Source organism: Paenibacillus tianjinensis, assembly GCF_017086365.1.
Classification (GTDB): domain Bacteria; phylum Bacillota; class Bacilli; order Paenibacillales; family Paenibacillaceae; genus Paenibacillus_AQ; species Paenibacillus_AQ tianjinensis.
In genome coordinates this window covers 4885989-4898938 of record NZ_CP070969.1, presented here as the reverse complement: position 1 = coordinate 4898938, position 12950 = coordinate 4885989, and the positions used below count along the sequence as shown (strand labels likewise).

At 53.7% G+C, this 12950-nt stretch carries 7 protein-coding genes; all 7 read left to right on the top strand.

Annotated elements, in window-relative coordinates; translation table 11 throughout:
• Genes JRJ22_RS22780 through JRJ22_RS22750 form a run of 7 tightly spaced genes read left to right on the top strand, consistent with a single transcriptional unit; the run spans position 1 to position 12914 of the window.
• Positions 1–1107, top strand: coding sequence for an ABC transporter permease (locus JRJ22_RS22780; RefSeq protein ID WP_206101634.1), 1107 nt, complete (start codon positions 1–3; stop codon positions 1105–1107).
• Positions 1108–1139: 32 nt separating this feature from the next.
• Positions 1140–3737: a condensation domain-containing protein gene (locus JRJ22_RS22775; RefSeq protein ID WP_206101633.1), complete on the top strand. Its 2598-nt coding sequence runs from the start codon at positions 1140–1142 to the stop codon at positions 3735–3737.
• Positions 3730–4899: a condensation domain-containing protein gene (locus JRJ22_RS22770; protein WP_206101632.1), complete on the top strand. Its 1170-nt coding sequence runs from the start codon at positions 3730–3732 to the stop codon at positions 4897–4899. The genes JRJ22_RS22775 and JRJ22_RS22770 overlap by 8 nt, the downstream gene beginning before the upstream one ends.
• A 10-nt stretch (positions 4900–4909) precedes the next feature.
• The gene (locus tag JRJ22_RS22765; RefSeq protein WP_206101631.1) at positions 4910–6490 is read left to right on the top strand and encodes a non-ribosomal peptide synthetase; all 1581 of its coding nucleotides are present in this window, start codon (positions 4910–4912) and stop codon (positions 6488–6490) included.
• The gene (locus JRJ22_RS22760) at positions 6474–7964 is read left to right on the top strand and encodes a condensation domain-containing protein (protein WP_206101630.1); all 1491 of its coding nucleotides are present in this window, start codon (positions 6474–6476) and stop codon (positions 7962–7964) included. The genes JRJ22_RS22765 and JRJ22_RS22760 overlap by 17 nt, the downstream gene beginning before the upstream one ends.
• Complete coding sequence (locus JRJ22_RS22755) at positions 7965–9125, top strand: ACP S-malonyltransferase (RefSeq protein WP_206101629.1); 1161 nt, start codon at positions 7965–7967, stop codon at positions 9123–9125.
• A 42-nt stretch (positions 9126–9167) separates the two neighbouring features.
• The gene (locus JRJ22_RS22750) at positions 9168–12914 is read left to right on the top strand and encodes an SDR family NAD(P)-dependent oxidoreductase (RefSeq protein WP_206101628.1); all 3747 of its coding nucleotides are present in this window, start codon (positions 9168–9170) and stop codon (positions 12912–12914) included.
• Positions 12915–12950 lie beyond the last annotated feature (36 nt).

Here is a 12950-nt window from a genome sequence, read left to right as displayed (position 1 = left end):
ATGAGAATCTTTGAACTCTATTTGAAACGGATCGTGAAAAGAAGGCTGACGCTTATATTCATGGTGCTGCTGCCGATCCTCTTTACCTTTATGGTAGTCACGCAATATAACGATGCGACCAAAGTTACCTTAGCCCTGTATGCACCGGACCCCGCGGTTGACTCTTATGTCTCTGCCATGCTGGAAAAGCAGGATGTGACCCTGATTCATGCGGAGGATGCAGACAGTGCCATTAAGAGCAGTGCCAATCTCGGAATTGTCTTCTCCCAGACGGCCGATGAATTGTATGCCAGCCCGGATGGAATGAAGATTGAAAGCTATGCCAAAGAAACCAATTTCAATTCAAAATCACTCGAAGTGAAGCTGAACAGCGTCTTCTCTTCCCTGCAGACGCTGGCCAAAAATGCTCCGGATGCAGGAGCCTTCAAGCAGAATATGAAGCTTATGGAGGGTTCCCCGGCACCGATTAAGGTGGAGCCGAGTATTCTGGGCAATCCGCACGCAGTGGTGCTGACCAGCACGTTCAACATGATTGTCTTCATCATGCTGTTCCTGACAATGACCAATACGCTGCTGTTCCTTGGTGATAAGGTTCACTCGACCACAGAACGGGTACTGCTGACGGCTAAAAATAAGCTCAGCTACTATCTCCAGACTGTCTCAGTATTTGCAGCAATCGGTGTCGTCCAGTTCCTGCTGATGATTGCGCTGATGAGCGGAGCTTTCGGAATTGACCTGGAGCTGTCCGCCTCTCATCTGCTGCTGCTGGTCCTGGCTTACGGCCTGCTGAATGTTATTGCTGCAGGGATTGGCCTGCTGCTGGTCAGCCGTACCACCAAGCAATCCACCGGCCGCCTGCTGGTAACGGTAGTCTCCCTGCCGCTGGCGATGCTCGGAGGAACACTCTGGCCCAGCTCGATTATGCCCGAAGGGATGCAGCGCTTCGCCAGAATTCTGCCTACCCGGTGGATCACGGAGCTGAATACAGAATTGTTCAGCGGGTTCTCAGGAAACAGCGGCGCTGTAACAACCCATTTCATCAGTTTGTTTGGCTGTGCGGCAGTGATCTTCCTGCTGCTTACCCGGGTGAAGACTCAGGATATTTAGAGCAGCTGCCGTGAAAGGAGGAGGGGACCATTATGAAAGTGGAGCCAGATAACGGCACACGGTACTATGAGCTTACACCCCTGCAGCAGAAAATTCTCTATGCAGAGAAGCATAACAAGGATTACGGAATTTATTTCTCGGTTCACTATGACAAGCGGTGGAGCCGGGAAGACCTGGAGCAGGCCGTTCAGCGGGTGATGAATGCAGCCGAGGCCTTTAGCGGCAGGATCATCAGACAGGAGGGGCAGTACCTCTTTGCTGTGGACCGCGGCTTCAAGGATTACAGAAGCGGGACTTCGCTCCGCGGCCAAAGAATCTCCATTTTTGAAGGGCAGCAGTTAGCCGCCTTTTACCTGAGAGAGGATGAGCGCTGCATTGAATTTCTGATGCATCATCTGATTATGGACGGGGATTCCCTTTATCTGTTCCTGGACTGTCTGGAACAAGAGCTGCTGACCAAGGATTCTCCGGTGTTTCAGGAGGGAAGTTATTTCCGGGAGCCTGCGGGCCAGGGGAAGCCGCTAACTATAGCTGACGGATACACGGACAAGATCAGGCAGTTCCTCCGCACGGATAAGGAGTCCCGTCCGTATGCCGAACCGGTGTATGGCCGGGACCGGCTCTCAGCCGAAGCATTTAAGGCAGCTGCCGCATTATCCGGTAAACTGAAAGTAACCCGGTTCGGTGTGATTCTGCTGGCTCTGGCCCTGCTGTCGCCGCAGCGGAAGAACCTCGTCGGCGTGGTGGTGTCCCGCCGGGATCACCGGCAGCAGGCCGGTGTTATCGGGAACTTTACGGACATTGCCCCGGTGCTCCTGCAAATTGACGAAAGCTTAAGTTACGCCGGTAATGCGCAGAGCATTTTCAAGGAATTGTTTCATGCGATTAACGGATCCGCCGCACTATCCTACGAGGAATATATGGAGCTGCTCGGGTATCGCGGGTATGATTACGTCCTATCCTATACAAAAATGCCGGATCTGGACCGGAAATCGGCGGTGTTCTCCGGGCTTGCTCTGGGCGAATATCTCCACAAGTACAATAACCACCTGCAGTTTAATGAATACGAGACGCAGCTGGATTATGAGGTCTGTTATGAACAGCATCTCATGCAGCACCTGTGTGAAGGTCTGGAAGAAATGCTGCTGGAGCTGGATCAGCTGGATCTGTCCCAGCCAGCCGGTAAGGCGCAGATCACACCGCTGGTTATGTTGGAGACTGCTGCGGCAGCCGAGTGGAGCGCTGAGCCCAAAAGGAGCAGCCAATGGTTCCCCGATGTGGATGAGGATGAGAACCTGTTCAACTCCTCCATCTCTTCAATGGATATTGCCAGGATGATCACGGATATTTATGAGCATCTTGGTGTACAGCTCAGCTATCAGGATATTTATGCATCGGGAACGCTCCGGGAGCTGAAGCAGCTGATTCTCGGCAAGGCTGGCACTGCGGTTCCGCTGCACATGGGCGGACAGGAACCGGATGAATATGTATGTCCGAACTTTATGAAGGTGCTGTTCATCGACAGCTTCCGGTTTACAGATTCAAATATGTACGATGTGAAATATGCGTACCGGATTTCGGAGCAGGGTACAGCGGAATTAATTGCCCTCCAGGCGGTAATCGAGCATGTTATTGCATGCAACGATGTATTCTTCACCGAATATTCCTATGCTGACGGTGAGGTGTCGGGAAAGGTTAAAGCGGACCGGCATGTTGAAATTGAGCATCTCACTGTGGCTGATCTTGAACAGCTGAACGGTATCAGCAGCGGATTCCGCCTGCAGGGCGGTGCAAGGCTGTGGGACATCCGGCTGGTCACGGTACTCTCCACGCAAGAGACCTACCTGTATCTTAATATGCACCACATGCTGATCGATCAGGTAGGGCTTGCCGTGCTGCTTCGCCAGATCGAGGACAGCTTCAATGGCCGGCCTGTAGATTATGCCCAGTACGCGCAAATTGCCGGAAGCTATGAAGCGGCAATCAGCGATGCCGTACAGGGCTGGCAGCCGCTCCTCCGTTACAACGCCTATCCAAGCCAGGGCAAGCCGATGCTGACCAAGGGAAGCTATCATGTGCATGAGATTGCTTTTCAAGTGGAAAAGGCCCCCTATTCCGAGACGGAACACAGATTGCTTACATACATAACAAACCGTTTGGCGCTGGCTTTCAATCATACACAAGGTTATGTAGGTGCGGTATACCACGGCAGGGTGATACCGGGCGCGACGAAAGTCATCCATTCCTTCGCCAGAGTGCTGCCAATCTTCTTCAACGCGGCAGACGAGGAAGTCCTGCGGGAGAGCCTTGCTACGGCACACCGGTATCAGGCGGCATCGATTTACGATTTGAACGGCGCCGGATTTACACTTGAATTCCCTTCAATCGTGTTTCAGACGCTGGTTGCAGGCAGCAGCGAAGGTACATTATTTGACCGGACGCTGGAGTTCGCAGGGATGTCCAAGTTCCAGATTCTGTTGAACCTGGAGCTGTCCGCCGCAGAATGCCGCTTAAGCCTGTATATTGATGATCAGATTTATAATCCGGCGGAAGAAGCACAGATTGTCCGTGATGTGCACGCCGCAGTACAAGAGCTCACTGGGAAGGCAGGTGAAGCGGAGCATGCTTGATTATGCACCCTTGGCAGACCGCCAGGAAGCCTGGGAGGAGAGCAGTGAGCTGACCTCCATTCAGCGGAAAATGTTCATCTGCAACAAGCTGCCGATCTACCGTCTGCCGCTGCTGTATCCGCTGGAACCCGGAATCAGCTATGCAGCTGTGAAGGAAGCCTTATATGCAGCGTTCAAGGCACATAAGACACTGCAGGTGAAATATACGTATGAGCCGCAGCTGCGGAAATTTTACCAGCGTTATACTCCGCTGCAGCCGGAAGAGTTCATTGTGGAATCCCTCAGGATTATTGAACCGCCTGATGAGTATATCCGGAACCTGCTGGCAGGCATTGATCTGAGCGCTGATTATCCATGGCGTCTGGCCTTTCTGGAATGGCGGGATGAGCGGTATCTCTGGGTAGAGTTTCATCATATCGTGATTGACGGGCTGGGCATCCGCCGGTTTGAACAGGATTTTACCGGCAGGCTGCTGGAAGGACAGGAGGTTCCGCCGCAGGCTTCGCTTCCATTGTCCAGCTACCGCAGAATCTGCGAGCTGCAGCGGGATAACCCCGGTGCACCGGAAGCAACCGGCAGGCTGCTGAAGCTGCCTGAGCTGCAGGACAAGCCGGTCCCTGGTGTCGGAAGGCTTACAGTTCCGCTGGATAATAACCGGCAGGAGGCTGTTCAGCGGCTGGCCAAGCAGCTGAATGTAACCAAAAACGCCGTGTTTCAAGGCGTGCTGGAGGAAGTGCTGAGCCGCTGCTGCAGCGGAGATACCTACGGCGCCATTGGCAACTGGCGCATGAGCCTGGGGAATTTCACGGAGGCAGGCTGCTACGTGCGGCTCATGCCGAAGCGGATGCAAGCAGCCGGTACAACGGAGGACAGGATCAGAACGATTCACCGGGATAATCTTCAGACGCTCATGAACCGCAGCAATGAGCTGCCGGGAATGACTGAATATCCAGTGATGTACTCCTATGAAGAGGATATGTTCAGGCATTTCCGGTATATCCCGGCGGACAGGATGTGCAAGTTCCAGCTCTATATCCGGGTGTATTGTTACCGGCAGGAGAATGGGATTGAAGCCGAATACAGCAAGGCTAAATATACGGAGGAACAGGTTTCTGCAATCATCAGCGAATTCAGCACCAGGCTTGATCATTTAGCAGAATAGGGGGCTCAATATGAATTTATCAGAAATATTTAACAAAAAGTTTAATATATACCAGGATAAACAGGCGATTCTGGACGATACCCGCACCCTTACATATCAGCAGCTGGACGAGCTAACCCGCGGGATTGCCGCCTGTCTGCGCAGGCAGGGAGTCGGTGAAGGGGATGTGGTCGCCATCGAATGCGTCAGCAGAATCGAAGCTATTGCACTCATGATCGGCACCATCCGGGCCGGAGCCGCCTATTGTGTCATTCCTGAAGCCTATCCGGACTACCGCAAGGAGAAGATGAAGGCGCTGGTTCAGGCCAAGCTTAGTGTGCATCAGGTAGACTGGGCAGAAGGCGGCCATGCAGACGAGCTTCCGGAAGCGGTAAGAAAGCCGGACAGCCTGCTGTACATTATCTTCACCTCAGGCTCAACGGGAGAGCCGAAGGCGGTAGCTATTGAAGATCATTCGATCGCCAAAATTGTGAATGAACCCAGCTTCTACAGCGGCAATGTAATGGGCCAGCTGGCTCCGCTGGAGTTCGATGCCTCGGTGTATGAGATTTTTGGCGGGCTGCTGAACGGCATGACGCTGAAGCTGATCAGTAAAGATGACAGCCTGGATTGCGAAAATGTACCTGAAAGGTTCAAGGATATCGACACCCTGTTTCTGACCACACGGCTGTTCAATCTGTATGTGGATGAGGCCCCGGAGCTGTTCAGGAAGGTATCGCTGGTTCTGACCGGCGGTGAGCGCTGCTCGGTGCATCATCTGCAGGAAGCCGCCCGGCACTGCACCGTCCTGCATGTATACGGACCCACGGAGACGACCGTTTTTGCCACCTCCCACAAAGTCACTGGTGCCGAACAAGATATGCCTATCGGCAGACTGTTTGACCAGGGAACGTTCATGATTGTAGGCGACAATAACCTTCAGGTGCCGCAAGGGCAGCAAGGGGAGCTTCTGATTGCGGATTCCGGTGTGATGCGCGGCTATCTGGGAGATGAAGAGGCCAGCCGCAGAGTCCTGCTTCAGCAGGATGGAGTACGCTTTTACCGTACCGGTGATGCCGTGTACCTTAATGATGCTGGTGAGATTGTCTACGTCGAACGGAAGGACAGGCAGGTCAAAATCTCCGGCTACCGCATTGAGCTGGGGGAAGTGGAGAAATGTGCCTATGACTTCGGCCTGCAAAAGGATTGCCTGGCGCATTATGACGGTAAACGGCTCACGCTCTACGTGAAGGATCAGGTCAATCTGGAGCAGCTGCGGGGCCATTTGAGAAGCCGGCTGCCTGAGTATATGGTTCCTACAGTGAAGGTGGTGGATATTATTCCTATGAATACGAACGGCAAAACGGACATCCAGGAGATTATAAGTGGCAATTGTAAGGCCAATGAGAGCCGGAATGAAATTATGAAGGTGATGACGAGTGTGCTGAGCAGCGAATTAACCGCAGAGCAGACGTTCCTGGATGTGGGCGGGGATTCCATCAAGGCGATGGAGATCATCTGGCAGCTGGGAAGCAAGGGGTATCAGCTGGACCTCGATACGCTGTTCAGCAGAACAATAGGAGAGATCGCGGACAATGTCAGCAATGGTTAGCAGTACTGAGAAGAGGATCGTAAGCAGCTGCCTGCTTAGTCCGACGGCTTATAATATTCCACTGTTTGTGAGGTTCGCCGAAGGGCTCAACATTCCCAGAATGTATAATCTGCTGACCCGCTATATGGAGGATTTCGAGCTGTTCCGGACCTCCTATGAAATACACTCGGAGATTCATAAAAGAACCCGGAATGAACCGCCGACGATTGAGGTTAGAACCTTTGAGCATCTGGACAAGGATCGTCTCATCGGCGAGCAGCTGATCACGATCAAGGACCGTGCGCTGGTACGTTTCCTGATCTGCAGGGTACTCGATGAGCCCGGTGATTATCTGTTTATCAATGCCCATCATGTTCTTCTCGACGGATTCAGCATGAATCTGTTTCTGCAGGAGCTTACCCAGGCTTATCTGTCCGGGGAACCGGCCGTCTCACAGCTGTATCCGCTGCTGCCGGAGGAGGCTCCGCAGGGAAGCATGCAGGCAGAAGGAGGCGGGGGCCGGACCCTCAGCTTCGGGAAGTATGCCCCGTTCAAGAGCAAACTGCTGGGCAGACAGAGCAGCGAGATTCATTACCTGAACGAGTGCTTCAGCCTGGACGGCAGTCCGGCCAAACGCCATTCGGATTTCGCGGTGGCACTGACCGCCTTCTCGCTCAGTCTGGCCCACTTTCTGCACAGCGGCTCCGTATATCTGGCCTATCCCTACCTGGGCAGAGACCCCCGGAATTACAAGGCGCTCGGTAATTTCGTCCAGCTGATTCCGTTTGGAATAGAGCTGGAGGAAGAGCTCGGGACAGAGACGGATCAGCTCATTGCCGGCATTCAGAGCCGGATTTTCGCAAGCTTCGCCGGACGAGATTATTACGATGAGCTGATCCGCACGGAGGGGATGAGCAGCATGAATATTTTCAGGGATATTATCTTTGACTATAAATCCGGCAGCCTGATCGCCAAAACCTTAAATGAGGCTCACGGCATTCAGCTGGAGGAGGCCCACGGCTACCGCGACGAGAAGTATGGTCTCCATTTCTCCGTATACAAGACGGGAAATGACTGGGAGATCAGCATTATCTCCAGCGAATACGGACTTACAGATCTGCAGGCACTGCTGACGCTGTTCCACTCCATTCTTCAGAAGCTGTATGCGAATGCCGGCGGCGGATTACGGGTTGGCGATTTAGTATCGCTCACTGCGAAGGAAGAGAAGCATGGCGGTGAAGCAGCCCCGGAAACACCGGGCGGAAAGATTTACGACGAGGTCGCCGGAATCGTATCCGCGCTGCTGGGGGAGGCGGGAGTGCAGGCGAATGTAAGCTTTTTCGATCTCGGCATGGACTCGCTTCTGCTGGTGAAGTTCAAGAAAAGAATCAGGGAATCCTTCAATATCAATCTCAAAATCTCGGATTTCTTCAATTATCATACGGCGGAACTGCTGGCCGGAAAAATTATGGATCATCTAAAGGAGGCTAATTAAATGAATATTGCATTACTGTTGCCCGGACAGGGAACCCGATTTACAGAACAGGTAAAAGAGCTCTGGCTGGAATCTCCGGAAGCCCGTGGCCTTATTGAAACGGCAGAACGGCAGCTGGGCTATCCGGTTTCGGAATGGCTGACCTCCGATCTGAGCAAGGACACCCACAAAGCGCAGCTTGCCACCTATGTCGGCTCCATGTGCATGTATCAGTTATACAAACAGCAGATTGGATTGTATCCCAGCTATGTGCTTGGCCACAGTCTGGGAGAGCTTACCGCGCTGACCATTGCCGGGGCTGTGAGCTACGAAGAAGGGCTGCAGCTGGTGGATATCCGCGGGAAGGCAATGAAAGCGGCGATTGAGCAGCAGGAGAGCCTCGGAATGATGGCGGTATTCGCCGCACCTGAGCAGGTCGAAGCGTTGGCAGCCGGCTGGGATGAGGTCTATGCGGCCAATCTGAACTCGGAGCAGCAAACTGTAATTTCCGGTACAAGGCAGGCCATTCAGGAATTCGTCAAACATCACCAGCTCGAAGGCGTGATGCTCGGCGTGAACGGAGCCTTCCATACGCCTTATATGAAGGAAGCGGCTGAACAGGTCTATGAGCAGCTTGGCGGGCTGTCCTTCAGCACCAGACTGCAGACACAGGTGATCAGCAATAAGAGCGCAGAGCTGTATAATTTCACGAATATCCGTGAAGAAATTGCCGCTCAAATGGTCAGCCCGGTCCGCTGGAAGCCGTCGGTGGATTATGCGCTCAGCCAGGGCGTGCAGCTCTTCGTAGATCTGTCGCCAAACGGGATGTTCGTCAAAATGTTCAAATCCCCGGATGGGGTATTTGCCTTCCATAGTGAAGAGACCATCGGCCTGCTGCGTACAGAGCTGAAGGATGATATTGAAGTAAACCGGCATTATGATGTATTCTCCCGGGCGCTGGGCATCATTGTCTCCACCAAAAATAACGGCACGGATGCCGAAGCCTATGACAATATCGTCATGAGCGGCTATAACCGCATCAAGTCGCAAATCGGCAAGGAGGCTTCGCCGGAGGATATCAAGCAGACGTTGTCTCTGCTGGAATTGATTCTGAGCACCAAGGAGGTTCCGGCTGACGAGATTGCCGAATATTGCAACCGTCTAGCCTGGAAGATCGGATAACAACGGTAAATGCAGCATTGAAGAAGAGGGAGGTGAGGGAGCTTGAGTAAGGAGGATATTGCTATTATAGGTCTGGATCTGTCCATGCCAGGCTGCCGGGATCAGGAGGAAGTCTGGCGCTTTATAAGCGGCAAACAGGTATCGAAGGGGAAGTTCCCTGCGCAGCGGCTGAACCGGAGCGGGCTGTCTGAGGATGAAGAACGTTACATGGAGGGCTCCTATTTTAGAGCCATCGATGAATTTGATCATAAATTTTATCATATCGCCCGGAAAAGTGCGGAGTATATGGACCCCAACCAGCGGCTGACCTTGCTCTCCGCAACACGGGCGCTGAATGACAGCGGCTATCTGGAAGACATCCGGGGTACACGGACAGGCGTCTACGGCAGCGTGAATACCACGCAGCAATACCAGTATCAGCTGCAGCTGCAGGCGCTAGGTCTGACCCCGGACCTGCTGGGCATGCTGAATTCGACCATCGCCAGCCGGATCAATTATATTTTTGACCTGAAAGGGCCGGCAGTCATGACGGATACGGCCTGCTCCTCTTCACTGGTATCCGTGATTCAAGCCTCGAATGAGCTCCGCCGCGGAGATATTGATTATGCAGTAGTTGTCAGCTCCAACCTGTATATTAAGCCCGGAGAGAAGGCTGATAAGCTGGTAGATATTCTGGCAGCCGATGCCACGACCAAAGCCTTTGATGAGCGGAGCACCGGCACCTCCATCGGAGAAGGGGTAGGCGCTGTCATACTCAAAAGACGTGAGGATGCCGAGCGTGACGGCGACGCTATCTATGGCCTGATCAAAGGCTATGCCGTGAATAATGACGGTCATACCGTCAACATGTCCTCCCCGAACCCGCTGGCCCAGGAGAGCCTGATTGAAGAAGCATGGAGCCCCTTGGCAGATCAGCTGGACCGGCTGGCCTTCATCGAAGCCCATGGAACAGGCACAGCGATTGGGGACAGCATCGAATTCGAAAGCCTGAATCCTTATTTCCTGGAGCATGGAATGAGCAGGCAATCGGTCGCTCTTACGGCCTGCAAATCGAATTTCGGCCATTTGGATGTGGCCTCCGGATTATTTTCTCTGATTAAATCCGTGATGAGCCTGCAGCGCAGCGTCCTGCTGCCGCACCCCGATTTCAGAATTCCCAATGGAGAAATTGAGTTCGAACATTCGGTATTCTATGTCCCGGACAAAAGCAGCCCGCTCCCCCCGCGTTCATTGGCCGGGGTCAGCTCCTTTGGCATGACAGGGACGAATGCCCATGTCATCCTGGAAGGTTACGAAGGCAATAGAGTAGGCAAGGGGAAAGCATTGGAACTGCAGCTGCAGCCCTATTGGTTCCCGCTGGACAGAAACTCCTTCTCGGTCAATAGTCCCCTTCAACGGCTGGATACGGAGCATACGCTGAGCGTTCAATTTCCGCTGAGTCTGCAGCAGTGCTGGGAGATCAGGGAGCACACCTTTGGCGGCAGCCATCTGATGGTAGGCACAGCAATTTTTGAAATCCTCTCCCAGGGCCTGCGCTCTACCGCCTATGAACTGGCACAATTCAATATCCGGAATCTGCATATTCTGGCGCCTCTCTCGGTACGGCAGGAGCCATTTACGATTACCCTTATCCTGGATAAAATAACCCTTCGCGGCACGGTCTCCTATGCTGTCACAGGAGAGCACCGGAACTGGCTTCAATTCGAGCTTGTGCACAAGTGTGAAGGCGGGCTTGCCGCCATAGAGCTGGACCCCGAAACGGAATTGCAGGAAATTGCCGTCACCAGCCAGGTGGGAGATGGCGGGGACGGCGGGCTGCAGGTCTCCGGCAGATGGGCAACTGTGGACAAGCTCTGGGTTAGCAGTGACCATGGCCGCGCCCTGGTAAAGTTGAAGGCACCGGCCGGCTATGAGCGGGAATTTGGATTATACAGCTTTTATCCGTCCCTGTTGGACCCGGCGTTCAACGCCCTGAACCGGATCGCGGAGCCGAATGATATTCTGTTCCCTTGGCTGTGGAGTGAAATTGATTTCGGCAGCGGCGAGCTTTCCGGAAGTGACTTTTATTCAGATCTGAGGATACGTGAGAAAACTTCGGATAACATCGGAAATATTATATTATCTTTGGACATTAATCTGTATGACGGTTTAGGCAGAGCGGTTCTTACGGTTAGAAACTACAAGGTCAAAAATGCGCTGACGACCGGCGGGGAGCCCCGGGGGGATTACTTCAAGCAGGAGCATTATATCGAAACGGTATTCAAGGTGCGGGAAGAGCCGCAGACGCCGCTGCTGATTATGCATCAGTCCTGGCAGGGAGTATTGCAGCCTGAAGAGCCGGTTCATTACTTCGGGGAAATCTCTGAGCTGCAGCAGCTGCTGCCGGCTGCGGAAGCTGCCCAGAGCATTTTTATGTGGGATAAGCCCTACAGGGATGAGTCCTCCGTAGCGGAAGAGACCTATGATTTCGGCTGCTGGCTTGTGGAGCTTAACCGCGGGAACCGTCTGAAAGAGTTTCATTACATCAGCACCGGGCTGTTCGGCCGGGATGAAATGAACGCCCTGAGCCGCAGTGTTGCTATGGGGATCTACGCTCTCCGCCTGGAGCTGAATTTCAAGATCAGGCTGATTGACAGCCCCTATGGCCAGGAATCCATGGAGCTCAACCGCTATGCCTATCATGACGAGGATCTGATTGTGCATAGAACCGGCCATTTCCGGACGCTCCGCTTCAAGAGCCTGAAGCTGAAGGCAGACGAACCCGGCAAGCTGGCCGGACGGACACTCCTGATCATCGGCGGTGCTTCAGGCATTGGAAGAGAATACGCCAAGTATGTGGCTGCCGCCTATCCTGACACACGCATTATTGCCGCTGGTCGCAGTCCGGAATGGAAGGGTGAAGCTCACCCTGCTAATCTTAGCTATCTCGCCTTCGATGTTACCGATGAGCATCAGGTGCAGGCCTTGGCCGCGGGGGAAGGACGGCATGTGGATTATGTGCTCAATTTTGCCGGAGAACCGGCAAGAGGGCTGTTCGCCAATAAGTCCAAAGCGGAGTTCTGCGGGCGGACACGCAGTAAAATCAACGGCTCCTTCCTCCTCGGCAAATACTTCCCCCATGCCCGGGAGATCATCCACTTTGCTTCCGTCGCCGGTCTGATCGGTGCCATGGGACAGACGGAATATTGCGCGGCGAACGCGTATCAATCCGGGCTGGCAGTGGACGGCGGCAATATCCGGACCCTGAATCTGACCGGATGGGAGGATGTCGGCATGTCAGCCGGCAAGGCGGACTATTACTTTGAGAAGCTGCATAGCGGGGATGGCGTGAAGCTGATCGATCTGTTCGTCCATTCGGGAGTCCGGCAGGCTTCCATGCTGAAGCTGAAGACTGCAGCCGAGGACTACTCCTCGCTGTTCGGCAGAGCGGAGCAGGTCTCCGGTATCCGCAGCCCGCTGCCGCAGGCTGCTCCGTCAGCCGCCGCATCCACAGCCGTGCAAGGTGTCACCGAAGCCTGGAAGCGGACGCTGGGCGAGGATTGCTACGACCCGCAGCTCAGTTTTTTTGAGCAGGGGGGAGACTCCATTACAATCGTGCAGCTATGTGATGAGCTTAACCGTACTTTTCCGGGAAGCTTTGATGTGACCACCCTGTTCTCCATTCCGACCATCCACGGGCAGGCAGAGCTCATAGAACAGGTCATACATGTGCCGGTGCAGCAGATAATGTCTGAAGCTGCCCCGGATGCCGCCGACCTGCTGGATTTCTTGAGATTCCAGAAGGCATAAGCGATCGAAGTCCAAAAACATTGAAAGAGGCGAACG